General features: G+C 66.6%; 23 protein-coding genes. 7 read left to right on the forward strand and 16 right to left on the reverse strand.

Annotation, left to right across the window (positions count from 1 at the left end; genetic code table 11):
- Nucleotides 1-38: 38 nt before the first annotated feature.
- Nucleotides 39-803: an inositol monophosphatase family protein gene (locus V6U71_RS14335; protein ID WP_411339085.1), complete on the reverse strand. Its 765-nt coding sequence runs from the start codon at nucleotides 801-803 to the stop codon at nucleotides 39-41.
- Nucleotides 804-946: 143 nt separating this feature from the next.
- On the opposite strand from V6U71_RS14335, the gene V6U71_RS14340 reads away from it, so the two are divergent.
- The gene (locus V6U71_RS14340; protein WP_411339086.1) at nucleotides 947-2959 is read left to right on the forward strand and encodes a phytase; all 2013 of its coding nucleotides are present in this window, start codon (nucleotides 947-949) and stop codon (nucleotides 2957-2959) included.
- A gap of 65 nt (nucleotides 2960-3024) precedes the next feature.
- Here V6U71_RS14340 and V6U71_RS14345 read toward each other — a convergent pair whose 3' ends face one another.
- The 13 genes from V6U71_RS14345 to V6U71_RS14405 all read right to left on the reverse strand — a co-directional run bounded on the left by V6U71_RS14345 (nucleotide 3025) and on the right by V6U71_RS14405 (nucleotide 20864).
- Nucleotides 3025-4425: a short-chain fatty acyl-CoA regulator family protein gene (locus V6U71_RS14345; protein WP_411339087.1), complete on the reverse strand. Its 1401-nt coding sequence runs from the start codon at nucleotides 4423-4425 to the stop codon at nucleotides 3025-3027.
- Between the two features lie 465 nt (nucleotides 4426-4890).
- The gene (locus tag V6U71_RS14350; RefSeq protein ID WP_411339088.1) at nucleotides 4891-6786 is read right to left on the reverse strand and encodes an XrtA/PEP-CTERM system amidotransferase; all 1896 of its coding nucleotides are present in this window, start codon (nucleotides 6784-6786) and stop codon (nucleotides 4891-4893) included.
- Between the two features lie 11 nt (nucleotides 6787-6797).
- Nucleotides 6798-8315 (reverse strand): exosortase A, encoded by a 1518-nt coding sequence (xrtA, locus tag V6U71_RS14355; protein ID WP_411339089.1) that lies wholly within the window; start codon nucleotides 8313-8315, stop codon nucleotides 6798-6800.
- Nucleotides 8312-9517, reverse strand: a complete 1206-nt coding sequence (locus V6U71_RS14360; protein ID WP_411339091.1) for a TIGR03087 family PEP-CTERM/XrtA system glycosyltransferase — start codon at nucleotides 9515-9517, stop codon at nucleotides 8312-8314. The genes xrtA and V6U71_RS14360 overlap by 4 nt, the downstream gene beginning before the upstream one ends.
- Before the next feature lie 12 nt (nucleotides 9518-9529).
- The gene (locus V6U71_RS14365) at nucleotides 9530-10576 is read right to left on the reverse strand and encodes a FemAB family XrtA/PEP-CTERM system-associated protein (RefSeq protein WP_411339092.1); all 1047 of its coding nucleotides are present in this window, start codon (nucleotides 10574-10576) and stop codon (nucleotides 9530-9532) included.
- Nucleotides 10577-10593: 17 nt separating this feature from the next.
- Entirely contained in the window at nucleotides 10594-11454 is an 861-nt protein-coding gene (locus V6U71_RS14370; RefSeq protein ID WP_411339093.1) for an XrtA system polysaccharide deacetylase, read from the reverse strand.
- A gap of 49 nt (nucleotides 11455-11503) precedes the next feature.
- Entirely contained in the window at nucleotides 11504-12895 is a 1392-nt protein-coding gene (locus tag V6U71_RS14375; protein WP_411339094.1) for an XrtA/PEP-CTERM system-associated ATPase, read from the reverse strand.
- Nucleotides 12896-12931: 36 nt separating this feature from the next.
- Nucleotides 12932-14644 (reverse strand): hypothetical protein, encoded by a 1713-nt coding sequence (locus tag V6U71_RS14380; RefSeq protein WP_411342357.1) that lies wholly within the window; start codon nucleotides 14642-14644, stop codon nucleotides 12932-12934.
- Entirely contained in the window at nucleotides 14644-15660 is a 1017-nt protein-coding gene (locus tag V6U71_RS14385; RefSeq protein WP_411339095.1) for a P-loop NTPase, read from the reverse strand. Before V6U71_RS14385 ends, V6U71_RS14380 begins: the two co-directional genes overlap by 1 nt.
- 17 nt (nucleotides 15661-15677) lie before the next feature.
- Complete coding sequence (locus V6U71_RS14390; RefSeq protein WP_411339096.1) at nucleotides 15678-17225, reverse strand: XrtA system polysaccharide chain length determinant; 1548 nt, start codon at nucleotides 17223-17225, stop codon at nucleotides 15678-15680.
- A gap of 49 nt (nucleotides 17226-17274) precedes the next feature.
- Entirely contained in the window at nucleotides 17275-17931 is a 657-nt protein-coding gene (locus V6U71_RS14395; protein WP_411339097.1) for an XrtA/PEP-CTERM system exopolysaccharide export protein, read from the reverse strand.
- A 174-nt stretch (nucleotides 17932-18105) separates the two neighbouring features.
- Nucleotides 18106-19335, reverse strand: a complete 1230-nt coding sequence (locus V6U71_RS14400) for a pyridoxal-dependent decarboxylase, exosortase A system-associated (RefSeq protein ID WP_411339098.1) — start codon at nucleotides 19333-19335, stop codon at nucleotides 18106-18108.
- Entirely contained in the window at nucleotides 19332-20864 is a 1533-nt protein-coding gene (locus V6U71_RS14405) for an acyl-CoA ligase (AMP-forming), exosortase A system-associated (RefSeq protein ID WP_411339099.1), read from the reverse strand. The genes V6U71_RS14400 and V6U71_RS14405 overlap by 4 nt, the downstream gene beginning before the upstream one ends.
- A gap of 74 nt (nucleotides 20865-20938) precedes the next feature.
- On the opposite strand from V6U71_RS14405, the gene V6U71_RS14410 reads away from it, so the two are divergent.
- Genes V6U71_RS14410 through V6U71_RS14425 form a run of 4 tightly spaced genes read left to right on the forward strand, consistent with a single transcriptional unit; the run spans nucleotide 20939 to nucleotide 23638 of the window.
- Nucleotides 20939-21901, forward strand: coding sequence for a GNAT family N-acetyltransferase (locus V6U71_RS14410; protein ID WP_411339100.1), 963 nt, complete (start codon nucleotides 20939-20941; stop codon nucleotides 21899-21901).
- Complete coding sequence (locus V6U71_RS14415; protein ID WP_411339101.1) at nucleotides 21898-22176, forward strand: acyl carrier protein; 279 nt, start codon at nucleotides 21898-21900, stop codon at nucleotides 22174-22176. Before V6U71_RS14410 ends, V6U71_RS14415 begins: the two co-directional genes overlap by 4 nt.
- A 17-nt stretch (nucleotides 22177-22193) precedes the next feature.
- Complete coding sequence (locus tag V6U71_RS14420; RefSeq protein WP_411339102.1) at nucleotides 22194-22862, forward strand: hypothetical protein; 669 nt, start codon at nucleotides 22194-22196, stop codon at nucleotides 22860-22862.
- Complete coding sequence (locus V6U71_RS14425) at nucleotides 22847-23638, forward strand: hydrolase 1, exosortase A system-associated (RefSeq protein ID WP_411339103.1); 792 nt, start codon at nucleotides 22847-22849, stop codon at nucleotides 23636-23638. Before V6U71_RS14420 ends, V6U71_RS14425 begins: the two co-directional genes overlap by 16 nt.
- On the opposite strand, the gene trxB is transcribed toward V6U71_RS14425, so the two are convergent.
- A complete protein-coding gene (gene trxB, locus V6U71_RS14430; RefSeq protein WP_411339104.1) occupies nucleotides 23635-24600 on the reverse strand; it encodes a thioredoxin-disulfide reductase in 966 nt (321 codons plus the stop codon). The genes V6U71_RS14425 and trxB overlap by 4 nt on opposite strands.
- Before the next feature lie 95 nt (nucleotides 24601-24695).
- On the opposite strand from trxB, the gene V6U71_RS14435 reads away from it, so the two are divergent.
- Entirely contained in the window at nucleotides 24696-25322 is a 627-nt protein-coding gene (locus V6U71_RS14435; protein ID WP_411339105.1) for a class I SAM-dependent methyltransferase, read from the forward strand.
- 32 nt (nucleotides 25323-25354) lie between these two features.
- Here V6U71_RS14435 and V6U71_RS14440 read toward each other — a convergent pair whose 3' ends face one another.
- Nucleotides 25355-25747, reverse strand: a complete 393-nt coding sequence (locus V6U71_RS14440; protein ID WP_411339106.1) for a RidA family protein — start codon at nucleotides 25745-25747, stop codon at nucleotides 25355-25357.
- Nucleotides 25748-25892: 145 nt separating this feature from the next.
- On the opposite strand from V6U71_RS14440, the gene V6U71_RS14445 reads away from it, so the two are divergent.
- Nucleotides 25893-26489, forward strand: coding sequence for a TetR/AcrR family transcriptional regulator (locus tag V6U71_RS14445; RefSeq protein WP_411339107.1), 597 nt, complete (start codon nucleotides 25893-25895; stop codon nucleotides 26487-26489).
- The last annotated feature ends 7 nt before the right edge of the window (nucleotides 26490-26496 follow it).

Here is a 26496-nt window from a genome sequence, read left to right on the forward strand (position 1 = left end):
CGTCCGTTCCCCCACCCCAAAGCCGTAATCGCGGCAGCCTAAATCCGCGCCAGCGCCGTCAGCAATTCGCCATGAATCGCCGGTGTCGATGCCAGCACGGTGCCGTTCATCAGATCGAGTTCGCTTCCCCGCGTGTCGGTGACGATCCCACCCGCCTCGCGAACAATCGCGACCCCCGCGGCCATGTCCCACGCGCTGACGCTCTGTTCCCAATAGGCGTCGTGGCGGCCGCAGGCGACCCATGCCATGTCGATGGCGCCCGCGCCGAGGCGGCGGATGCCGGTGACGCGCGGGGTCAGCCGTTCCATCTCGGCGTAAAACTGGTCGTGGTCGGGCTTGGTCGCGAACGGGATGCCGACGCCGAGCACCGATTCCTCGATCGTCGTGCGCGGTGAAATTTCGATGCGTTTTTCGCCGAGCCAAGCGCCGTTTCCGGTTTCGGCCCAGAAAAGTTCATTCATCGCAGGAACATAGGTGACGCCGGCGACGACATCGCCCTGCCGCGCCAGCGCGATATTGACCGCGAAGAGTGGGGATCCTGTCAGGAAGTTGGTTGTACCGTCCAACGGATCGACCACCCACACATGGTCGGCGTCGCGGCCGGGCGTCAGCCCGCCTTCTTCTCCGAGGAAGCCGTAATCGGGAGCATGGGCCATCAGGTGTTCGCGCACGGTGGCCTCGGCCCGAAGATCGGCCTCGGTGAACATGTCGGCGGCGCCGGCCTTACTGTGGATCGTGAGCGTCGCAATGCGCTCGCGGTCGGCGATCAGTCCTTCGCCCGCGGCGTGAGCGGCGGCGATCATGGCGGAAATAAGGGGTGACATCGTCATGGAATGAATATACGTTCTGTTTTTAGATAAAGATAGAAAAATTATTCTGAAATGACATTCGGAGCGCGCCATCACGCGGTGAGGGCGCAATAATCGACAACAGAGGGAGGGTTTGAGTGAAAACGAGCTTGTTCGCAATCGCCGCCGTGCTGGCGGGCGTGTCGGCCGCAGGTGCCGCCGCACAGGAAGCCGCACCGGTCCGCACCGTCGCCGCATCGGCGGAGACACAGGCGACGCAGGGATCGGGCGCCGATGGCGCGGTCGTCGTCGCCGATCCGGGCGATCCGTCGCGTTCGCTGATCCTCGCCGGCGCCGAATCGGCAGGCGTCGACGTCTTCGACCTGAAGGGACAGCGCGTCGCGACGCACAAGGTCGGCAATATCCGCGGCCTCGATCTGCGCGCCGGTGCCGCGGCGGGCGGCGCGCCGCTGCTCGCGGCGCTCGACGGCAAGGATAATGCGCCGAAATTCTTCCGCGTCGGGGCCGGCGGCGTGCCGGCGGCGCTGACGCTGGCCGGGATCAAGCCCGAAATGACCGTCGCGAGCCTCTGCTTCTCGCGCAGCCACCGCGACGGGACGCTCTATCTGTTCCTCGCCGGCGACAAGGGCGAGATCGAGCAATGGGGGCTGTCGGCCGATGCGTCGGGGGCGATGAACGGACGGATCGCGCGGCGCTGGTCGCTCGGTTCCGAAATCAAATATTGTGCCGCCGACGATCGCGGTTCGGTTTATTTCTCGCAAGAAGCGGTCGGCGTGTGGCGCTTCGCCGCCGAGCCCGAGGCTGAAATCACCCCCGAGATCGTCGATATCGTCCGCCTTGGCCATATCACCGAGGAAGCGAAAGGTGTCGGCATCGCCGCCGACGGCCGGCTGCTCGTCTCGGACGCCTCGGCGAACCGGCTGAACATCTATGATCCCGCCGACGATTATGCCTATCTCGGCTCGGTCGCGCTGGCGGCGGGGAACGACGCGGTCGAGGATGCGGGGAGTATTACCATCGCCGGGCCCGTCGTGGTCGTCGCCGACGACGATAATTCGCCCGAGCTGCCCAATTTCAAGATCGCGAGCTGGTCCGCGCTGCTCGCTGCGGCGGGGGTAGCCGAACGGCCGGCGATGGCGGCGCCCGAGACGATGCCGCTCGCGCTCGCGACGGTCGAGACCGACCCGGTCGAGACCGGCGGCGATGCGGCCGACGACCCGGCGATCTGGATCAACCCCGTCGACCCGGCGCTGAGCGTGATCATCGGGACGCAGAAACAGTCGGGGCTCTATGTCTATGGCCTCGACGGCAAGCAGATCCAGTTCCTGCCCGACGGGCGGATGAACAATGTCGACCTGCGCAGCGGTTTCGGCCTCGGCGGGCGCGACGTCACGCTGGTGACCGCGAGCAACCGGACGACCAAGGGCATCTCCATCTATACGATCGACCCCGCGACGCGGATGCTGACCGACGTGGCCGACGGGCTGCAGGACACCGGCTTCGACGATCCCTATGGGCTGTGCATGTATCGTAGCGCGAAGACGAAGAAGACCTATGTCTTCGTCAACCAGGGAGACGGCAAGATGCGCCAGTGGGAACTGGTCGAGGGTCCCGCGGGCAAGGTGCGCGCCAAGCTGATGCGCGACCTGCCGTTCGGGACGCAGGTCGAAGGCTGCGTCGCCGACGACGAGACGGGGATGCTCTATACCGGCGAGGAAGATGTCGGAGTCTGGCGCGAGGGCGCCGAACCGCGCGGCGGACCGGCGCGGACGATGCTGGCGAAGGTCACCGACAATCCTGCGCTCAAGGACGATATGGAAGGCATCGGGCTGTACGCGCAGGCGGACGGCAAGGGCTATCTGATCGTGTCGAGCCAGGGCAACGACAGCTATGCGGTGTTCCGGCGCGAGGGCAATAATGACTATGTCGGATCGTTCCGGATCGGCGCCGACATGGCGGCGGGCATCGACGGCGTGTCCGAAACCGACGGGCTCGACGTCACCAGCATGGCGGCGGGTCCAGCCTTCCCGAACGGCCTGATGGTCGCGCAAGACGGCCGCAACGTGTCGCCGCCCGAGCATCAGAATTTCAAGCTGGTGCCGTGGGAACGGATCGCCAAGGCGCTCGGCATCGACGCGGCGCCGCGCTGATTTCCCCCTGCCGCCGCTGCGCCCTTTCCCCTTGGGTGCAGCGGCGGTTCTGTGCAGGCCTAACTTCAGGCGACCGGGTAGGGCGCTAGCGTGCTGCGGTTGTGGTCGACCGCGACCGCGCGGCCGATCGGCGGGAAGGCGCGCTGCGCGCAGCCCGTGCGTTCGCATATCTTGCAGCCGGCGCCGATCGGCGTCGCCGCGGCCGGATCGGCGAGATCGAGCCCGCGCGAATAGACGAGCCGGCCGGCGTGGCGGATGTCGCAGCCGAGCCCGACCGCGAAATGCTTGCCCGGTTCACCATAGCCGCCGCTCGGCGTGCCCACGGTGCGCGCGATCCACAAATAGGTGCGCCCGTCGGGCATCTGGGCGATCTGGGTCAACAGCTTGCCCGGCTGCGCAAAGGCTTCGTGGACGTTCCATAGCGGGCAACTGCCGCCGACGCGCGAGAAGTGGAAGTCGGTTGCCGACTGGCGTTTCGAGATATTGCCGGCGCGATCGACCCGCACGAAGAAGAAGGGCACGCCGCGCGCATCGGGGCGCTGGAGCGTCGACAGCCGGTGACAGATGGTTTCGAAGCCGACGCCGAAGCGCCGCGCCAGCCGCTCGATATCATAGGCCTCCGCCTCGGCGGCCGCGAGGAAATCGCCATAGGGCAGGAGCAGCGCGCCGGCGAAATAATTGGCGAGCCCGACGCGCGCGAGCTGGCGCGCCTCCTCGCCCTGCAGGATGCGGTCGTCGGCAAGCCGGTCGATCGTCGCGGCAAGTTCGATGAAGGCGAGCTGGGTCGCCATCTGGAACGCCTGCTGTCCCGGGGTGAGGTCGGCGGCGATGTGGAGGGTACGGGTCGCGGGGTCGAAGCGGCGCTGGGTGCCGTTGCCGTCGGCGAAGATCGTCTGGATCGCGTGGCGGTCGCGCAGCCAGGTTTGCAGCCCGGCGTGCGCGCCATGCGGGCTGAGCCCGGCGGCGGCGTAGAGCCGCTCGGCGGCTTCGTCGAGCGGTTCGACATGGTTGTGGCGCGCGTAGAAGAAGTCGCGCACCTGTTCGAACGGCATGCGCGCGGGGGCATCGGCGAGCCATTCGTCGCCGAGCTGCGCCGCCATCGCTTCGCTGCGCTCGGCCGCCTCGCGGTAGCGGCGGTGCAGCGCGACGAGCGTCCGTCCGACCGCAGGCATGTTCATCGCGACTTCGCGGACCTCGGCGAGCGAGACGTCTTCGCTTCCCTCGGCGAGCGCATCGCGGAGTTCGGTGATCAGCCGCGCTTCCTCGTCCTCCGAAAAGAGCTGGACGTCGATGCCGAAGACGGCGTTGATCTTGAGCAGCACCGGGACGGTGAGCGGGCGCTGGTTCTGTTCGAGCTGGTTGAGGTAGCTCGGCGAAATGCCGAGCGCGTTGGCAAGCTCCACCTGCTTGAGCTTGCGTTCTTCGCGCAGGCGGCGGAGGCGGACGCCCATGAAGGCTTTACGCATGGCAGACCCTTGTCTTCGCAATCTTTGCAAATCGGGCATATCGTGTTTGCAAAACTTTACAAAATATCAGCTTTTATGCTGATTATTGAGTATTTGGTATTGCGAAATTATTGCGAAGGCAAGGCGAAATGGCGCTTTGCGAAGGCGAGCGAAAAGGATGTTCGGGAATGTCGCCTTTCGCCGATTGCGGGAGGCAGACGATGAATGAGCTCGCGCAGAGGCGCAGAGACCGCAGAGAGGATGGCCTTGCTTCTCTGCGGCCTCTGCGCCTCTGCGCGAATTATTTCGGAAGGCAGGTTTCGGCCGGAAGCTGCCGTTTGGTCCAACCTTACCCGTTCGCATCGAGCGAAGTCGAGATGCCCCTCAGGCTGGGCGCAAGGCCGACGGGTGTCTCGACTTCGCTCGACACGAACGGAAATAGAGGGCGGTCAGAAATCCACCCCAAAACCGCCCTTCACGCCGACTCTAAATCCCGAACAGCTTCGCCAGCGACTTTTCCAGCATGAAGAATTGCCAGATCAGCCGCCCGTGATCGCGGCGTCCCGACTGGTGCGCGGCGACGATACGTTCGATCTCGGCCATGTCGAACCACCCCGACCGGGCGAGGGTCGACGAGGTCGCGAGGCCTTTCGCCGCATCGACGAGCGGGCCGCGGAACCAGTGAGACACCGGCGTCACGAACCCCATCTTGGGCCGATAGAGGATGTCGTGCGGCAGATAGGGCTCCATCGCCTGCTTGAGGATCGCCTTGCCCGTCCCGCCCTTCACCCGCATCGATGCCGGCAGGCTCGCTGCAAACTCGATCAGGCGGTAATCGAGCAAGGGCTCGCGCGCCTCGAGGCTGACCGCCATGCTCATCCGGTCGGTCTTGGTCAGAATGTCGCCGGGCAGCCAGATCATCATGTCGGCATATTGGGCGCGGTCGAGCGCCTCGCGCGCCGGCGCCTCGGCCATTGCCCGCCAGTATCGCGCCTCGGCGACATGATCGCCGAGTGCGTGCTTCGCGGCATCGTTGAACAAACGCGCGCGCTGGTCGGGGCCGGTGACCCCGACCGCTTCGGCATAGCCTTCGGCACCGCTCTTCGATAGGCTGGCGAGCGTCGCGCGCGCGCGGAGCGGCCGCGGCGCCCAGTCCATCTGCGGCCAGACGCGCGCCAGCGGTCCCAGCACGCCGCGGCGCAGGAAGCCCGGAATCAGCCCGCGCAGCCGCTCTTCCTGATGCTGGAAAACGAGGCGGCGATAGCCGGCAAAGGCCTCGTCGGCGCCGTCGCCCGACAGCGCAACGGTCACCTCTTCGCGCGCGAGTTCGCACACGCGATAGGTCGGCAACGCGCTGGCGTCGGCGAAGGGCTCGTCGAACATGTCGGCGATATGATCGACGAGGGCGAAGTCGCCCGCCGCGACGGTACGGGTGCGATGATCGGTGGCGAACCGCTCGGCGATCTGCTGCGCATAGGCGGTTTCGTCGAGCGCGGCCTGGTCGAACCCGATGGTGCAGGTCTTGACTGCCTTCGCGCTCGCCTCTGCCATCAGCGCGACCACCGCGCTTGAATCGACCCCGCCCGACAGGAAGGCGCCGAGCGGCACGTCGGCAACCATGCGGTCGGTCACTGCGGCGCGCATCAGATGGACAAGATGTTCGGCGGCTTCGTCTTCGCTGGCGCGGATACGCTTCGAAAAGTCGGGCGCCCACCAGCGCGTCGGTACTGGAACCGGCTTGCCGCGTTCGAGTAGCAAATAATGGCCCGCGGGCAGTTTCTGTACTCCCGCGACGATGCAATTGTCGTCGGGCACATAACCGAGGGCGAGGAAATCCTCGATCGCGCTGAGGTTGGCTTCCTGCCGCAACAACGGATGCCGCAGCAGCCCCTTGAGTTCGGATGCGAACGCCACCGAACCGTCCGACAGGCGCGCGTGGTGGAGGGGCTTCACCCCCAGCCGGTCGCGCGCGAGGAACAGGCAGCCGCGCGCATGGTCATGGATCGCGAACGCGAACATGCCGTTGAGCCGCGACAGGCAATCGACGCCCCACTGGCGCCACGCCGCGATGATCACCTCGGTATCGCCGCTGGTGCGGAAACGGTAACCGCGATCTTCAAGTTCGGTGCGGAGCTCACGGAAATTGTAGATTTCGCCGTTATAGGTCAGCGTGACGGCCTCGTCGTCGCTGGCCATCGGCTGCGGGCTGCCCTCGATATCGATGATCGACAGGCGCAGATGCGCAAGGCCAACGCCGGGCGCGGTCCATTCGCCCGCGCCGTCGGGGCCGCGATGCGCCATCGGATGGAGCATCGCGCGCAGCCGCGCCGGATCGACCGGCTTCGCCGTTTCGAGATGATAGATGCCTGCGATCCCACACATATCGTCGTCGCTTAGCGGGTTTCGAGCGCGCGGTCAGCCATTGCCTGCGCGCCGCCCGAAGCCGACACGAAATCGGCGATGGCATCGCGCCCGCCGCGCGACTCTTCGGCCGAGACGATCAGCGACAGCGCGCGCGGGTCGCCGCCGAGCAGGCGCGCCTTCAACCCTGCCAGTTTCGCTCCACGCGGGCTGCCCGTCGCGCGGCCATCGACGACATACCAGTTTGCCGCGTCGCGCAGGACCGGACCCGGATGGAGGAGCCGGTCGGTCTTCGCGCCATCGACGGGTTCCAGCGTTGCGCTCCACGCCCATTTGCTGTCGGGATCGACCGCGCCCTGCCCGAAAGCCACAACCTCACGTCCCTCGGCTTGGCGTTCGTATCCACCGATCGCGACCGTTACCCGTCGGCCTTCGGGATCGACGAAATCGCGAATAAGATATTGGTCAGCCCCATCGAAGCGCGGCAGCCACAATGGGTTCACCTCTCTTGGCGCCACCCAGCCCGCAGGCGTATCAACCGCCATCGTGCCCGGCAGCGGCGCCGACCGGCCGCCGACCAGCACCGCCCAGCCGAGAAAGAAGAGCGGCAGCACAAGAGCAGCAGGCAGCACGGCCTTGGCGGGCCCGGCAAAACGCGGCACTCCATCGAGGCCGCGGGTATCGATCGCCGGATCGTTCGCGGGGCGGTCGAACCAGCGCCACGCGACGAACATCACGAGCAGGATGACGAGTCCGAAGAAGATCCAGCCATAGAAGATATGATCGATGCCGCCCGCCGCCTCGATCCCCCAGATCTCGGCCGCGACCATCGTGCCATAGGCGCGGAGCGCATTGGCGACGATCGTCGTCGCGAGCGCCAGCACAACGAAGACGATCCGCCGCGTCCAGCTCCGGAAACAGAGATGCGCCGCAAACACCGAGTAAGCGAGCATCGCGATGAGGAAATTGACCCCCGAACACTCCTCCGCGACCTCGAAAAAGCCGGCCTTTGTGGTGACGAACACCCCCTGCATCTCGGCGGCGATCCCCGACAGATGGAGGAGGATGACGCTGATGTGCGCGGTGAAGGTCTGGAGCATCGGCACCAGTTCCTCGCCGAACGGCACCAGCAGCAGCGCATAGCCGAGCGGAAAGAGCAGCCCGCGCACCAGCTTCTCGCCGAGCGTCGCCGCGACCACGCCCTGCAGCATCAGGACCAGCCCGACCTGCCGGAACAACCCGACGCCTGCCGCTTCGCCGACGAGCCAGACCAATCCGGCCCCGGCGATCCAGATCAGCGCGGGCCACCAGAACGCGGGCGTCAACGTCCTGAGTTGCGGCACGCGCTGCGACACCAGCCAGCCAATCATCGGCACCATCAACAGACAATGGGTGAAGGTCGAGCTGTGCCACCAGATGCCGGCCATATCGGCCGCGTCGCGATAAAAGAGTGCGAGAACCGCCGCCGACAAGGCGACCAGCGCCGCGATATGCTGCTGCCAGCGCGACCAGCCTTGCGGGCGGTCGAGGGCGTGCAAGGACGGGGTCATGCGGCAATTCCGAGCAATTGCCCGAGCGGCGCTAGGCGGGCGTCCCAGCCATAGCGCTCGATCATCCGTGCGCGCGCCGCCGCTCCCATCGCCGCAGCGGCGTTCTGGTCGTCGAACAGCGTACAAACTGCTGCGGCCATCGCCTGCGCGTCATCGGCAACGAGCAGATGCTCGCCCGCGACGGCATCGATTCCGGTTGCGGCCGCCGCGCTCGCCGCCACCGGCCGCGCCATGGCCATCGCCTCGAGCAGCTTGTTCTGTACCCCGCGCGCCAGCAGCAGCGGCGCGACGACCGCGTCGGCGGCTGCCAGCCACGGCCGCACGTCGGGAACCTCGCCGGTCACCGTCACTCCGGCCAGATTTTCAAGCGCCCGCACCTCATCGGTCGGCGCGCGGCCGACGATCGCGAAGCGCGCCGCTGGATGCCGCCGACGAACCAGCGGCAAGATATCCGCGGCGAACCAGCGCACGGCGTCGATATTGGGGCGATAGTCCATCTGGCCGGTGAACACGGCGACCGGCCCCTCGCCCGCCGCCACCGGGTCGAATGCCAGCGCCGGGTCGAACTTCGCCGTGTCGATGCCGTTTTCGACCGCATGGACTTTGTTGCGTCCAAGCCCGCTGCGCGACCGAAACAACGCCGCCTCGGCTTCGCTCACGAACAGGCTCGCATCGGTGCGGCGCGCGATAGCGGCCTCGAACGCGCCGAGCTTCCGCGCCTCACGTTTGTGGATCCAGTGGAGCGGCGGGCGCCGGTCCTGTTCGGCATAGATGGCGAACTTCGCCGAATCGACATCGACGAAATCCATGATCACCGGACCGTCGAAACCGCCGGGCAGATATTGCGCCATCTGGCCGGAGAAAGCGACGATATGGCTGATCTTGCCCTCGCCCAGCAGATCGTCGACTTGGTGCGCGAGCGCGAGGTTGCGGAACAGCCGGTTCGACACCGGCTCGCCATGCAGCAACGCCTGCGCGAGCGCGACCGGCCGCGAAACGTCACGCACTTCGATCACCAAGCTCTTGCAAAGCGGGGCCATTTTATCCCGCGCCAGCGCCGCATCCCCGGCATTGTCGGCGAGCGCCGCGACATGCACCGGCGCGAGTTTCGCCAGCGCTTCGAACATATGCCAGCTGCGGATGCGGTCGCCGCGATCGGGTGGCCACGGCGCCCGGTGCACGAGGAACAGGATTTCGGCCATCACCCCGGAAACCTAACCAAGTCCGCGGGCGATCAGCGGGCCGATCCGGTTTGCCGCCCAGAGCGGCAGTTTTTTCCACAGGTCGACCTGCAGCCGGTATTTGGCGCTGTTCGGATTGGTGTCGCGCGGCTTTTGGCCGGGCGCGAGCCAGCGCGCGTAGACCAGCGGCTCGGGCTCGAAACCCCAGTTCTTCTTGTAGCTATGGGGACCGGTGCCGACCTTCGACCGGCCGAAATCGAAGCGCGTGCACCCGCGTTCGCGGGCATGGCGCATCAGCGCGAAATACATGAGTTCGTTGGCGCGCAGCCCGCGCGCCTCGGCAAGGCCGCCGCCCCAAAAGGGCATGACCGTGCCGCGCCAGTAAAGGCTGAGCACACTCGCCACCGCCCGCCCGCCGCTGCGAACGGTCAGGATATCGGCGTCGCCGCCGAACGCATCGAGCACCGCGTCGAACAGCGCCTTCGGAAACACCGGCGTTCCAAGGTTGCGGACGCTCGTCGCGTAGATGCGGTAATGGTCGCGCCGCTCGACCGTGTCGTCACCGGTGGTGACGGTCAGGTCGCTGCCCAGCGCCTTGCGCACCTCGGCCCGCTGCTTGCGCGGAATGGCGAGCAGTTCGGCTTCGTCGTCGGCAGAAAGATCGCGCGCAAAGCCGGCATAGAGGCCTTCCTCGCGATACCAGCCGGTCCCTTCGGGCAGCGCCCCGCCGCGCAGTTCGACCGAAGGAACGGCCAGCGACGCGGCCATTTCGGCGGCGCCCTGCGCCAGAATGGCGGCCACCGCCGGATCGTTCGCGAGGATGCCGCCATCGACCGCAAAGCCGCTGCCGACCAGCGCCTGCCCGAACAGCGGCGAGCGGACATGGTGAAGCGGGAGGATGCCGGTCAGCATTCCGGCCGCATCGCGCGCGGTGACCAAGTGACAGCGATGCCCGGTCGCCTGGGTGATCGCCTCGCACCAGCCACGGCTGTGAAACGGCGTCGCGTCGGGGTGCGCCGCGACATAGGCGTCCCACGCGGCCGCATCGGACAGCGGCGCGCCGGAAAAACCGGGCTTCATAAGGACGCTCGGCGCATTCACGCCGCCGCGCGCCACGACTGCGCCCGCTGCTGCTGCGCCGGCAACAGCGCGTCGGCGCGCGTCCATTCGAAATCGGCGAGCAGTTTCTTCAGCTTGCCGGCCATAGCCGACAAGCCGCTGTAATGACGTATCTTCGATTTGAGCGGCGCATCGGCGACGCGCGGCTGGCCAGGGTCGATTTCCCACGGGTGGAAATAGAGGATCGCGGGGTGACCCTCGGCATTCATTCGCGCGATCGCCCAGCGCGTGAAGCCATAAGGCAGGAGGCGCATGAAGCCGCCGCCGCCCGCCGCGAGCGTGCGCCCTGCAACGCGCGCCGTCGTCACCGGCCATTCGACCAGATCGCTGTCCGCCAACGGCCGCCACGCATGGCGGGGGCTCGCGGGCCAGCCATAATGATCGTGCACCACCGGCGCGACGCTCGACGAATAGGCATAGCCCTGTTCGGCAAGGATCGGGTGCGCCCAGGGCGTGCGCTGATCGACCGAGAAACTCGGCGCGCGATAGCCGCGGACCGGCACGCCGCCGATATCCTCTAGGATCGCCTGCGTTTTCTTCAGATCGGCGGCAAATTCACCGGCGGTCATCGCAAAAACCCGCTTGTGGTCATAGCCATGGCTCGCGAGTTCGTGCCCCGCGGCGACGATCCGCTTGATCAGCGCCGGATAGCGCTCGGCGACCCAGCCAAGCGTGAAGAAGGTGCCTTGCACGCCGGTCTCGGCAAACAAGGCCAGCACCGCGTCGCAATTCGCCTCGACGCGGCAATCGAGCCCATCCCAGTCGTCGCGGCCGATCGTGCGCTCAAAGGCGCCGACCTGGAACCAGTCCTCGACATCGACCGAGAGGCCGTTCTGCATTGTCTCTCACCTTCATCGGCCCGGTATCGATCCCGCCGGGCGATGGACGTCAGGCGGCCCAGACCTGCGACCGGGCCGGATTGGGCGCATTCTCCGGATCGCGTTCGACCCATTCGATCAACAAATCAAGCACGCGGCGCAGCGCGGCGTCCTGCTCGACCAGCCGGTCCTCGAGACTCGCGATCTGCCGTTGCAGCGCTTCCAGATGCGCGGCATCGACCGCCGGGGGCACTGCGACAGGCGTTTCGGCCGGGGTTTCGATTGCCGTTTCGGCCGCAAGTTCGAAAATGTCGGCCGTATCGTCGGCGTCGGCCTCCACCGCTTCCGCTGCAGGCGCGACACCCAGTTGTTCGGCGACGAGCGAACGCGCTTCGGCGAAGCTCGGGCTGGCATAGGATGGCGGCGAGGTGTCGGCGGGTCCGGCGAACGGCGGGCGTTCGGGAACGGCCGGCGCGTCGTCATAGACCGCCGAAGCGCGCGGCCATTCGAGCGGCCGTGCGATTTCGGCGCTTGCCTCCAGGACAGCGGCCGGCTCAGCAACAGCAGCCGCAATCGGCGCCGCAGCAATCTCGGCCTGCGCCACGACGTCCTCGACCGGCAGCGGCGCGAGCGCGGCTTCGTCGATGCCGCGATCGGCCTCGATCTCGGCGACAACGGCGCGGACCTGCTGCCCGGTGATGCGGGTCATCTGCTCGACGGCGCCATAGAGGAGCAGACGGCTCACCAGCACGTTGAGCTTGCGCGGTACGCCCGCGCTATAGTCGAAAATCTCCTCGAACGCGTCGGGGCTGAAGCTGGGGTTGCCGGTCCAGCCGACCTTGCCGAGGCGGTGCAGGATATAGGGCTCCACCTCTTCGGGCTCCATCGGGTCGAGATGGTGCGTCGCGATCACGCGCTGGCGGAGCTGTTCGAGCGTCGGCGAGTGGAACAGCGTCTGGCGGAATTCGGGCTGGCCGAGCAGGAAGATTTGCAGCAGCGAATGGCCTCCGAGCTGGAAATTCGACAGCATGCGCAGCTCTTCGAGCGCCGAAATGGCAAGGTTCTGCCCTTCGTCGACGATCAGCAGCGTCCGGCGGCCAGCGCGCGCCTGTTCGCGCAGATATTGCTCCATCGAACGCAGCAGTTCGGCCTTGCTTTCGGTTTCCCATTCCAGCCCGAACTGTTCGGCGACGAGGCGCAGCAAATCGTCGCCCTCGACCTGCGTCGACACGAGTTTGACCGCGGTCAGGCGGTTGGGATCGATCGTGTTCATCAGATGGCCGACCAGCGTCGTCTTGCCCGCCCCGACATCGCCGGTGATGACGATAAAGCCTTCGCCCTGTGCGAGGCCGTAACCAAGGTAGGACATCGCCTTGCGGTGCGTGCCGCTCTCGAAATAGAAATGCGGGTCCGGCGTCAGCTGGAACGGGCGGCCGGTGAAGCCATAAAACTGATCGTACATCGCAAAATCCCTGTGCTTGATCGCGCTATAGCCGGATCAGAAGTTATAACGCATGCCGACGAGCGCCGACCCGATGAGTTGACTGTTGAAACCGTCCTGATCGAACGACGTCAGGCTGGCCGCCGCGTGACCGGTCAGGCCGCGCCAGAGGCGCCGCGAATAAGCGGCCGAAATGCCCGCCGACTGGACATTGGCAGCACCGGGCGCACCATTGTCGAAATAGTTGAAATAGGCGGCAAGCGTGAGGTCCGAATCGCGGTCGAGCTGGCGCCCCGCCGACAGGAACAGATAATAATTCTCGTCGATCACGCCATTGAGGTCGGAAATCGCCGACAGGCCCGGCAACAGCAGTTTCCGGCGATCGTAACCGGCGCCGATGCCATAGCTCCAGCCGCCGAGGCGCGACGAGAACACCGCCTGCACGCCGCGATTGCGGAACTGCGCGGTGGTCGTGTTGCCGAGCTGATTGGCAAGACAGCCGCCGCCCTGATCGCCGAACACGCACGGGTTGATGCTGCCGTCGACGGGATTGCGGATCGGATCGAACTGGGTTGGCAGTGCGGCAAGCCCGCTGGACAGGCCGCGCGCAAAGCTCGACAGCCCGTCATAAACGCCGACCGACAAGGTCGCATGATTGGCGCGATAGGTGAAGCTGCCGGTATAGATGGTGTCGCCATAACGGCGGCCGACCTTCGCGGTCAGCGCCGTGCGGCGGTTCGGCTGCCACATCACGCCGGCGTCCCAGATCAGCCCGTCGGTATCGAAGGACAACTCGCGCGGCTTGGACTTGTCGGTGATGAAGCGGCCGTTCGCGTCGCGGACGGGCACACCGTTCGCATCGACCACCGGATCGCGCTGGCCGATCTCGATGTCTTCGTAGCCGACACCGCCGAGCAGCGCCAGCGTCGGCCCGATCGGCACGGTCACGTCGACGCGCGCAAATTTGCCTTCGTACCGTTGATCGAGCTGGCTGGCGTCCTCGCGCTGGTAGCCGCCCGACACCTGCCAGCCGAACGGCAGGTCACCGGGCCTTGCCCCGACGCTGGCCCACGCGACATGATTCGTCGAGCTGTCGAAAATGTCCTGCGCCGTCACGCCGGGGGGCGTCGGGTCGTCGACGTCGATCTTGGTATAGCCGAAGCGATAACCCGCCCCGACATCGAGCCCGCCGATGCGCCTTGCGAAGGTCGGGCCGGCATAGACCGAGTAGAGATTGGAGACGTTGGTTCCGTCGCGAAGGAAGACGCCGGTGTCGCCGCCATAACCATCGGCGCGCGTCCGCGTCGCGAGTGCCCCGGCTTCGAGATTCAGCCCGCGCGCCGCTTCGATCCGGCCGCGCGCAAGACCGCTCAGCGAACTCGAATTGCCGAGCCCGCCCGATTCGCCGATACGATATTCATAGCGGACGCTGCCTGCGAGTTCGGCGCGGCGCGTCACGATCGACGCATCGACCCCGGCCGCCAGCGTCGTATAGGTGAGCACATCCCCGTCGCCCTTGAGATCGGCGGACAGAACCTGTCCGACCTCGAGATAGGGGCTGACATTCACCTGCTTCTTCGCACGCCGACGCTCGGCGCGTGCCTCGCTGCGCCCGCCTTCGCTTGAAGATGCCGCAGGGCCACCCGCCGACGGCGCATCGCCGCTCGATCCCGGATCGCCCGAAAATTGTGCGTGCGCGCTCGTTGCCGTCCCGGCAAGCAGCAAGGCAGCCAGCGTCCCCACACGACGCATGGTGGTTTTGGTGCGCATCACGACGCGCCTCCTTGTCCGTAATAGGTGCCGAAGCGGCGGCCGCCCGGCGAATATTTCACCCCGTTGAGGAGCAGCTGGATATGCGGACACGCGCCCATCAGGCCGATCGCGTCGCGCAGCGCGGATTCAAGCGTTTCGTCGGCGCGCACGACCATGATCAGCTGGCCGACATGTCCCGCCAGCACCGCCGCGGGCGACGCCGCGAGCACCGGCGGCGAATCGAGGATCAGGATGCGACCCGGCGCGCCGGCTTCGAGCTGGCCGAGCAGCGCTTCGGTCCGCGCCGAGGCGAGCAATTCGGTGTCGTGCATATGCTGCATGCCCGCCGGCATCACCTTCAGCCCCGCGATGTCGGTCTGGATCATGCAGTCTCCGAGCGGCAGGTGCGGATCGGCGAGCGCGTCCATCAGGCCGGGACCGTCCTCCAGCCCCAGCGCGTCGAGCACGCTCGGCTTGGCGATATCGGCATCGATCAGCAGCACGTCGTGGTCGGCCTCGACCGCCAGGCTGAGTGCAAGGTTGACCGCCGAAAAGGTCTTGCCTTCACCGGGGTTCGCCGACGCGATCAGCACGCGGTGCCCGCGCGGCACCACCGGGCGGTTCGGGGTGCCGGCAAAATTGCGGATGATCTCGCGCTTCACAATGCGATATTCTTCGGAAATGCCCGTCACCGGCGCACCGGGGACGATCATCCCGCGCGCTGCCAGACGGTCGCGATCGATGCGTCCCTGCCGGGTCGGCACGATCGCCGGAGCGGCGCGCGCGATATCCTTGCGCGGCGACGGTTTGACCGCCGGCGCCGGATCGACGGCAGGCGCCTCGGGGCCGAGGATCTCGACCGCGGGCGTTTCCGCCTTCGGTTCGTCCTTGGCCTTCTTCGCCTTCTTCACCGGCTCGGGCGGCAGGTTCGACACGTCGATCGTCGGCGCATTGGCCGCGGGGTCGATACCGAACATGTCGGCAGCGCGTTCGAGGAGCGAGGGCGGGCGCTTGACGGGGCGTTGATCGGTCATTTTCTTCTTGTCCCCCGTCACGCGACCATGCCGCGCTGAATGAATTCGGCGACGAGCAGCAGCGCATAGAGGCCGACGAGCGCGCCGCCGCCGCCCGCGAGCCAGACGAGCCGCTTCTTGCGCTCGACATGACGTTCGGGGGTAACGACTTCGGTGATCGAACCGATCACCGGCAATCCGCTCGCCCGTTCGAGCTTCGCCGCGGTCGCATAGCTGGTGCGGACCTGACCGAGGCCAAAGGCCACCGCGATCCCGCCGCCGATGCCGGCGAACAGCACGAGCGTCAGGAACAACGGCCGGTTGGGTGCCGCCGGGCTGGTCGGCTTCGACGGCGGGTCGAGCAACTCGATCTTGATCGCGTCGGTTTCGGTCTGCACCTCGCCGCGCATCCGCACCTGTTCGCGCTGGGTGAGCAGCCGGTCATATTGCGCCTTGAAGGCGGTATATTCGCCGTTGATCCGGTCATATTCGGCCGCGATGCCGGGGTTCTGGATCTGCTGCGTCGTGATCTTGGCGATATCGCCGGTGAGCTGCGCCTTGCGCGCCGACAGCGCGCTCACCGTTGCCTGGCGTTCGGCACGCATCGCGGCCAGCGACGCATAGGCCGGGTTCTGCGCATTGCCACCGCCCCCGCCGCCCGTACCTTCGCGATCGGCGATGGCTTTCAGCGACGCGATCTGGCTCTTGAGCGCGATGACGTCGGGGTGCGCATCGGTCAGCCCGCGGGCGCGCATCGCCGACAATTCGCCCTGCGCGCCGGCAAGCTGCTGGCGCGCGACGCCGCCGCCGACGCCGCCCATGCCGGGGACGTTGATCGTCGCGGGGGTCGAAGCGAGCTGGCCGTTCGCTGCGGCAAGCTGCGCCTGCGCCGACACGAGCTGCGAATCGATCTGGTTGAGTTCGGCGCGTGCCGCATCGACGCGCTGTGCAGGCGATCCGGCGCCGCCGGGGATCAGGCCGATATTCTGCGCCTCGAAGGCGGCACGGCGCGCTTCGACTTCGCGCAACGCCTTTTCGCGGTCGGCGATCTGCGAATCGAGGAACTTCAGTCCCTCGCGCGCATTCATCCGGCCACCACGCAACTGGTCGTCGCGGAACACGGTGATCAGGCTGTCGAGCACGCCCGACGCGAGCTTCGCATTATCGGCGTCGGACAGGCTGCCCACGCCGACGCTCGACGTGATCTCGAAGATATTCTGCTGCTGCGGGACGACCTTGATATTCTTTTGCAACATCGCGACCGCACCCGCCTTTTCGCGGTCGGTCGCACCCGCCGGAAGCAGGCCGGTCGTGATCGCGACCTTTTCGAGGTTGCGCGCGCTGGTCAGCGTTTCACGGATCTGGTCGATCTGCTGGCCCGCGCCAAACGACCCTGCCTGCCCGTCGTCGGGCAGGATCTGGTTGATGTCGACGAGCAGCCGGGCGCGCGAATCATAGCGGTTCGGGATCGACGCGATCGCCAGCCAGCCGAGAATGCAAATCCCCCACGCGACGCCGAGCACCAGCCAGCGGCGCGTCCAGACGCTGTGCAGCGCCACCCGGAATTCGTCGTAGAGGCTGTTCATCGATCGGGGTCAGTCCTTGGGGGTTGATCGGGGTGCGCGCCGGGCTGCGTCAGAACATGCTTTCGGGAATGATGATCACATCACCCGGCTGCAGACGGACGTTCGCTTTCACATCTCCGCGCTTTATCAGGTCGTTAAGCCGCAGCCCATATTCATGCTGCTTGCCGCTGCCCTTGTCGTAACGGACCAGCCGCGCCTTGTTGCCGGCCGCATATTCGCCCAGCCCGCCGACCGCAATCATTGCGTCGAGCACGGTCATGTTGGCACGGAACGGGATCGACGCCGGCTTTTCGGTCGCACCGACGACACGCACCTGCTGCGAGAAGGTGCTGTTGAAGCTGGTGACGATCACGCTGACGATCGGGTCGGTGATATATTGGCTGAGCTGCAGCTTGATGTCCTGCTGCAACATCGTCGGCGTCTTGCCGACCGCGGGCATGTCGGTAATCAGCGGGGTGGTGATCCGCCCGTCGGGGCGGACCTGCACCTTGCCGCCGAGTTCAGGGTTGCGCCAGACGAAGATCTGCAGCTCGTCGAGCGGCCCGATGATATATTCCTCGCCGGGCCCTTCCTGATTGGCGACGAAGCTGGCGCTCGGCAGTTGCGGCGCACTGCCAACGCCACCTGCACATCCCGTCAGCGCAGTCGCAGCAATGCCGGAAAGCAGGGCCGCGCGCGCGGCACCAAGCGGGGAGAAGCAAGCCATATTCGTATCACCTTTCGAGCGGCTGGCCCCGTCGCAGCAGGGCAACCCCTTACCACGACAGCCATTGCGTCAGGATCAGCCATGCTCGAAAAGGGTGAACATACCGTTAGTATTGGGATAAGTTTGGACCGCACCCGTCGCAAACTGTGCCGTATTGACACATATCTGTCACGGTCAGACGAGCATTTCGCGCGCCGGCCCCTGCCCGAGGAACGTCGCCGGGCTCGCCGAAGCACCATAGGCCCCGGCCTGGAATACGGCGATCAGGTCGCCGACATCGGCGCGTGGCAGCGCGACCTGGTCACCGAGGCGGTCGAGCGGGGTGCAAAGACAGCCGACGACCGAAACCGTCTCGACCGGCTCGCCACCGAAGCGGTTCGCGACGGCGATCGGATAGTTGCGGCGGATCACCGTCCCGAAATTGCCGCTCGCGGCCAGCTGGTGGTGGAGTCCGCCGTCGGTGACGAGGAAGGTCTCGCCATGGCTGACCTTGCGATCCACGACGCGGGTCAGGTAAACCCCCGCCTCGGCGACGAGCCAGCGGCCGAGTTCCATCGCGAACCGGCTGTCCTCGAGCGCCCGGTCGCGCGCATCGAGCGTCTCGGCAAGCGCCGCACCAACCGCGGCGGCATCGACCGCCTTGTCGCCGGGAAAATAGGGCACGCCCATCCCGCCGCCGAGGTTGACGAGCGGCGGCACCGCGCCGGCCTCGTCGGCCAGCCGCGCCGCCAGCGCGACCGTCTGCGCCTGCGTCTCGGCGATCGCCGCCGCATCAAGTGCCTGCGATCCTGCGAAGATATGAAAGCCCTGCCAATCGGCCCCGGCATCGATCAGGCGGCGCACCAGCACCGGCACCTCGTCGGCATCGACCCCGAACGGCTTGGCGCCGCCGCCCATCTTCATGCCCGATCCCTTGAGATCGAAGTCGGGATTGACCCGCACGGCGAGCTTCGGCGTCACGCCGAGCCGCGCGCCGATCGACAGCGCGCGTTCGGCTTCGCCAGCCGATTCGAGGTTGAGCGTCGCGCCCGCCGCAATCGCCGCTTCGAGTTCGCGGTCGCGCTTGCCCGGACCCGCGAAGCTGATGTGCTCCGCCGCCATGCCGCTGGCGAGCGCCGCCTTGAGTTCGCCGCCCGACGCGACATCGAACCCGTCGACCAGCCGCGCCATATAAGCCAGCAGCGGCGCATAGGGGTTCGCCTTCATCGCGAAATGCAATTGGACATTATCGGGCATCGCCGCCCGCCATTCGGCGACGCGCGCGGTCAGCAGCGCGCTGTCATAGACGAACAGCGGCGTGTCGCCCGCGGCATCGACCAGCGCCTCGGCGCGGTCGCTGCCGATCATCAGCATGCCGTCGTCGTCGGCGTCAAAACCCGGCGGGATCGGCCCGTGCGGCTTCATGCCGTCACCTCCTGCGTCCAGTCGGCGGAGATCGCCACCCGGTCGAGCTTGCCGTTGGGATTGCGCGGCAGTTCGCCCCGCCATTCGATCACCTGCGGCTGCATGAAATTAGGCAGGTTTTGGCGCAAATAGGCTGCCAGCCCTTCCCCATCGGCAACCCCGTCCTTGCCGCGCACAATCAGGATGATCGCGGCGCCCAGCCGCTCGTCGGGGATACCAAACGCGACCGCCTCATAGACAAGCCCCGAAGCCACCGCGACATCCTCGACCTCGGTCGGGCTGACGCGATTGCCCGCGGTTTTGATCATCGCATCGTCGCGGCCGACGAAATAGAGCAGGTGGTTCGCATCGCGGCGCACCGTGTCGCCCGACCAGACCGCCATGCCGCCATATTGCGACGCACGCGGCGCCAGCTTGAAGCGCTGCGCGGTACGCTCCGCGTCCTGCCAATAGCCCTTGGCGACCAGCGGCCCGCAATGGACGAGTTCGCCCGGCTCCTCATCGGCGGTGATCGTGCCGTCGGGGCGGCACACCAAAATTTCCGCATGCGGAATCGCGCGGCCCATCGAGGTCGGATGGTCGGCGACGAATTTCGGATCGAGATAGGTCGACCGGAACGCCTCGGTCAGGCCGTACATCGGATAGATATCGGCGCTGGGGAACGTCGCCCGCATCGCGTCGATCAGCGAAGGCGTCAGCGCGCCGCCGCTGTTCGTCAATCGCCGCAGCAAGCCAGCGGTTTCGGCGGGCCATTCGCTCTCGACAAGCTGCACCCAGAGCGGCGGCACGCCTGCAAGCGTCGTCGCGCCGTGCCGCGCGACCGCCTTCACCACATCGCGCGGGGTGAGGTAGTCGAGCGGCGCGACCGCGCCGCCGGCAAACCAGGTCGAGAGCAACTGGTTCTGGCCGTAATCGAAACTCAGCGGCAGCACCGCAAGCACCCGGTCTTCGGGGACGAGCTTCAGATAGGATGCGACGCTTTCGGCGCCGAGCCACAGATTGGCATGGCTCAGCATCACGCCCTTCGGCCGTCCGGTCGAACCGCTAGTATAAAGGATCGCCGCAAGATCGTCGGGTTCGGCCAGCGACGGGGGCAGCCCCTCGCCATCCGAATCAATCACTTCCTCGGCGATCTTCAAATCCTGCACCGCGCATTCGTCCGGCCGCGTGTCGCCGAGCATATCGGCGCGGGCGTTGTTTGTGACGAGCAGCTTTGCGCCGCTATCGGCAAGAATATGCGCGACTTGCGGTCCCTTCAGCAGCGGGTTGACCGGAACATGGATCAGCCCGGCGCGCGCCGCAGCCAGCGGCATCATGCAGGCCGCCCTCGTCTTCGCGCTCCAGCTCGCGACGCGCTCGCCCGGGCCGCCGGCCTGTTCGAGCAGCCATGATGCGAGCCGCCCGACACCCGCGTCGAGTTCGGCGAAGCGCGTTACCTTGTCGCCGATCAGCAGCGCAGCCGCATCCGGCGCGCCGTAGCGGGCGAGATGATCGATCGGATGCGAGGGCGGTTTTGCGGCTTTGGTCATCGGCTGTTAGGAGACTGGTGATAGAGGCCCGCACCATGCAAGGGAACGGTGAACATCCCGCTAATGATAGCAAAGTGGCAGCGGATGCGCGCGCCACGGGCTTTGCCTCGCCCTTCGACCGCGGCGAATGGTTCGACCTGCTCGAAGCGCATGGCTTCGCGGGCGCGGGGCGCGTCGATGCTCGCGGCACCAGCGATGGCGTCAGCGCCTGGCTGCCGCTTCGCCGCGAAGGACCGGGGCGTTTTGCGGGTCTCACCAGCTGGTACAGCTTCTCGATCCGGCCGCTTTTCAGCGGTTTCGGGGATCGCGCGGCCGCGCTCGCCGACCTGTTCGACAAGCTGCGCGAACAGGCCGCTCGCCTGTCGCTCTACCCCGTGCCCGATGCCGAGCGCGCCGCAATCGCCGATGCGCTGCGTGCCGCCGGCTGGTGGGTGAAAGCCCTTCCGGCCGGCGATCGCCACTGGCTCGACCTCTCCGATATGGATCATGATGGCTGGTGGGACAGCCGCCCCGGCGCGCTCAAAAATACGGTGAAGCGCAAGGCGAAGAAGGGCGTCGTCGATATCGCGCTGTTCGACGTCTTCGATGCCGACGCATGGGCCGCCTATGAGCAAATCTATGCCGCAAGCTGGAAACCCGAGGAAGGCGACCCCGCCCTGCTGCGCGCCTTTGCCGAGGCCGAGAGCGCGCGCGGCACTTTTCGCATGGGCCTTGCCCGGATCGAAGGTGAACCAGTGGCAGCGCAATATTGGACGGTCGAGGACGGCACCGCTTTCATCCACAAGCTCGCGCATGTCGAAGACAGCCTGAAAGCCTCGCCCGGCACCTTGCTCTCGGCCGCGCTCTTCCGCCATGTCATCGAGGTCGACGGCGTCCGGCGCGTCGATTTCGGCACCGGCAACGACGCCTACAAGCGCGACTGGATGAACCGCCACGAACCGCTGTGGCGTATCGAGGCTTTCAATCCGTCGCGCATAGCGGCATGGGGTCCGGCGTTAAAGGCCTTTGGCCGCTCCATGCTGAGGAAAGATACGTGACCGATCACACCCCCAAGGCATCCGGCGTCGATGCCACCTTGCGCGCGCTGCTCGCCGACGTCCTCGGCCTCGGCGAAGAGCGCGCCGCTGCGCTGACCGCCGACAGCGGCCTCTTCGGCGAGTTGCCCGAGTTCGATTCGATGGCGGTCGCGACGGTGCTCACCGAAATGGAGGACCGCCTCGGCATCCTCATCGACGATGACGAGATCGACGGCGAAATCTTTGAAACCTACGGCAATCTCCTCGCCTTCTCCGAACGCAAGGTCGCCGGCTGAGGCCGATGCGGAGCGGCATGGGCGAACAGCAGCTCCGCTTTGATCCCGCCGGGGTGCCGCGCGCGACGATCCTGATCGTGCCGCCGCTGTTCGAAGAAGCGAACCGCACCCGCCGCACGCTGGTGCTCGCGATGCGCGCGCTCGCGGCAGACGGATACGCGTCGTTCCTCCCCGACCTCCCCGGACAGAATGAAAGCCTCGTGCCGCTCGCCGATGTCGACCTCGCACGCTGGCAGGATGCGCTTGCCGAGGTGGTGGCGGGCATCGACGGTCCCGCGATCATCGCGTCGGTCCGTGGCGGTGCGTTGATCGATCATCGGGCGAAGGGGACCGCATGGTGGCGCCTCGCACCCGTCGGCGGCGCCTCGCTGCTCCGCACGCTGATGCGCGCGCGCGTATCGGCCGACCGCGAAGCGGGGCTCGCCACCTCGCTCGAAAGCCTTCAGACCGAAGCAAAGGCCGCGCCGCTGCTGCTCGCCGGCAACCGCCTCTCGCCCGCGATGACGGAGCAGCTCGGTGCAGCCGAGGCCCAACCGCTCGGCCCGCTGCGCAGCATCGGGCTCGGCGCCGACGGCATCGCGGGCACCCCGCTCTGGCTCCGCGCCGAGCCGGGCGAGGATGGCGCGATGGCGCAAGCCATTGCGGCCGACATCTCGGAATGGAGCCGGTCATGCGGCATCGGCTGACCTTTCCCTGCGACGGCGCCATACTCGCCGCGACGCTCGACGAAGCGCCGGGGACGACCGGCCTGCTGATCGTGTCGGGCGGCAATGAAATCCGCAGCGGCGCGCACCGCGGCATGGCAATGCTCGCCCAGCGGGTGGCGGCGGCCGGCCATCCGGTGTTCCGTTTCGACCGCCGCGGGATCGGCGACAGCGATGGCGCCAACGGCGGCTATACGAGCAGCGCGCCCGATATCGCCGCCGCGATTGCGGCATTTCGCGAGGCGGCGCCGCAGCTCACCCGCATCGCCGCCTTCGGCAATTGCGATGCCGCAAGCGCGCTGCTGCTTCATCAGCCGCTGGCGCTCGACGCCCTGCTCCTCGCCAACCCCTGGACTTATGAGAGCGACGAAACCGAGGCGGACGAGCCGGCATTACCCCCGGCCTCGGCGATCCGCGCGCGCTATCTGTCGCGGCTGAAGGACCCGAAGAGCCTGCTGCGGCTGTTCAAGGGCGAAATCGATATCGGCAAACTCTTCCGCGGCCTTTCGGCGCTCGGGAAACCGGCGGCACCCGCCGCCCCGAACGGTCTGCCGGCGCGCCTCGACGCGGCGCTTGCCGGGCTGGCCTGTCCCGCGACGATCCTGCTCGCGACCGGCGACCGGACGGCGCAGGCGTTTATCGAAAATTGCCGGACCGACAGTCTGTCGATCGAACGCCTCGCCAGCCCGTCGCACAGCTTCGCCGGCGACGACGCCGACTGGCTATTCCAGCGGATTCTCGGCGTCCTCGCGGACTAGGCGTCCACCAGCGCGTGATATTCGGCTTCGGCGAGGAAGCGCTCGGCGTCGAGCGCGGCCATGCAGCCCATGCCCGCCGCGGTCACCGCCTGCCGGTAGACCTTGTCGGTGACATCGCCCGCCGCGAACACCCCCGGGATGCTGGTGAGCGAAGTCCCCGGCGTGACCTCCAGATAGCCGTCGGCATCGAGCGGCAATTTGCCTTTGAACAGCTCGGTCGACGGGCTGTGGCCGATCGCGACAAAGCCGCCGTCGGTCGGCTCGTGGCTTGCTTCGCCGGTCACCGTGTCGATCAGATCGACGCCGACGAGCCCCGACACGCCTTCGCCCGCAACAAAACGGTCGACGCGCTTGTTCCACAGCACCTTGATCTTCGGATTGGCGTGCAGCCGGTCCTGCAAAATCTTTTCGGCGCGCAGATGATCGCGGCGATGGATCAGCGTCACATCGTCGCTGTGGTTGGTGAGGTAAAGCGCCTCCTCGACCGCGGTGTTGCCGCCGCCGATCACCACGACCTTCTTGCCGCGATAGAAGAAGCCATCACAAGTGGCGCAAGCCGACACGCCCTTGCCGCCCAGTTCCTGCTCGCCCGGAACGCCCAGCCATTTCGCCTGCGCGCCGGTCGCGATGACGAGGGTTTCGGCCATATAGATGTCGCCGCCGTCGCCGGTCAGCTTGAAGGGGCGCTGCGACAGGTCGACGTCGACGATCGTGTCCCAGATCATGCTGGTGCCGACATGTGTCGCCTGCGCCGTCATCTGTTCCATCAACCACGGGCCCTGGATCACCTCGGCGAAGCCCGGATAATTTTCGACGTCGGTGGTGATCGTCAGCTGGCCGCCCGGCTGCAGCCCCTGCACGACGATCGGCATCATGCCCGCGCGCGCAGCATAGATGGCGGCGGACAGGCCGGCGGGACCGGAACCGAGGATGAGCATCTTGGTGTGGTGGACGGAGGCCATGATTTTCCTTTGCAGCGCGCTGGGCGGACAAGACAAATGGGTGTTGCCAACCGCGCTAGCAAGGGTCACCTTCCGCGCCAAGGGGAGTCGGAAAAATGGCGAGCTGGTGGGAACGTCATGGGGTGCCGCGGCTGATCAAATGCGCCTGCTCGCAGGGGCAGATCATGAAGCTGCGCAGCAAGATCGTGCCGCATGCAGAGGGCGACGTGCTCGAACTCGGCTGCGGCGGCGGCATCAACATGGAATTTTACGATCCTTCGCGGATCGCGAGCTTTACCGGGCTCGACCCCTCGCCCGAATTGCTGGCAATGAGCCGCGCGGCGGCGCAGGCGCGCGGCATGACCGCCGACATCCGGGGCGGCGTCGGCGAAGCGATGCCGTTCGAAAGCGCGCGCTTCGACACCATCATCACCACCTTCACCCTCTGCTCGGTCGCCGACCAGGCCGCGGTGCTCGCCGAGATCCGCCGCGTGCTGAAGCCCGGCGGCACTGCGCTGTTCCTCGAACATGGCGGGGCGCCCGACCCGGGCGTCGCGAAATGGCAGCGCCGAATCGAGCCGCTATGGAAGCGGATCGGCGGCAATTGCCACCTGACCCGGCCGATCGCCGACGCCTATGAACGCGCAGGGTTCGCGGTCGACCGGCAAGCCGCCGCCTATGTACCCAAGACGCCCCGCCCCTTCGGCTGGACTGAATATGGCGCGGCGCGCCCGCTGGGTTGATCCGCCGCTTCGCAACGCCCTCCCCGCTATGGTCAGCCGGGAATGCGGGCGATGACCTTGATCTCGAAGTCGAAGCCGGCAAGCCAGTTAACGCCGATCGCGGTCCAGTTCGGATAAGGTGCCTGCGGGAAGACCTCGCTTTTGATCTGCATGATCGTGCCGAACTGATTTTCAGGATCGGTATGAAATGTGGTCACGTCGACGATATCGTCGAGCCCGCATCCGCCCGCCTGCAGAGTCGCCTTGAGATTCGCGAACGCCAGGCGGACCTGCGCCTCGAAATCGGGCTCGGGCGAACCATCGCTGCGGCTGCCGACCATGCCGGATACGAAGAGGAGATCGCCCGATCTGATCGCGGCGGAATAGGTCTGCGACGTATAGAGGTCATGCCGACCGGCAGGGAAGACAGGGTCACGCTGAGCCATGGAAATTCTCCTTTTGCGGGGCGCTGGAAAGCGATGCCAAGGGGGGTTGAATGTCGATTGCATATTTTTCATATACGGGACGTATATAGAATTCCTCTGGCGGCGTTCAAGTGACATACGCTGCGTATTTGAAATGGAGTCCATCATGGCTGCGCGGCGCCGGGCTGAAACAATGAAAGAAAACCGCGGCAAACTGATTGCCGCCGGACGCAAAGCCTTTGCGTCCGAAGGCTTCGCTGCGTCGTCGATGGACGAGATGACCGCATCCGTCGGTCTGACACGCGGCGCGCTATACCCTAATTTCGGCGACAAGAAGGGGCTGCTCGCGGCGGTCGTGGCAGAAGTCGATGGCGAAATGGCGGCGCGAGCCCGGGCCGCCAGCGCCGATGCGGGCGATGACTGGGAGCGGCTCCTCGCCGAAGGCGAAGCCTATATCGCGATGGCGCTTGACCCCGAGGTCCGACGGATCGTGCTTCTCGACGGCCCCGCCTTCCTTGGTGACCCGTCGCACTGGCCCAGCCAGAACGCCTGTCTGGAGGCAACGAAGCAGGTCGTCGAAAAACTGATTACCGGCGCTGTCATGAAGAGCGTCGATATCGAAGCCGCCTCACGCCTCCTCTGCGGTGCGGCGCTGAATGCCGCCCTGTGGGTCGCGGCCAGCGACGATCCGCAATCGGTCCTGCCCAGGGCCGTCGGCGCCTTTCGGCTCATGGCAGAGGGTTTTCTCTCGCGGGAAGGCTGATTTTTCC

The sequence above is a fragment of the Sphingopyxis sp. J-6 genome (assembly GCF_046603995.1).
In the GTDB taxonomy this organism is placed as follows: Bacteria; Pseudomonadota; Alphaproteobacteria; order Sphingomonadales; family Sphingomonadaceae; genus Sphingopyxis.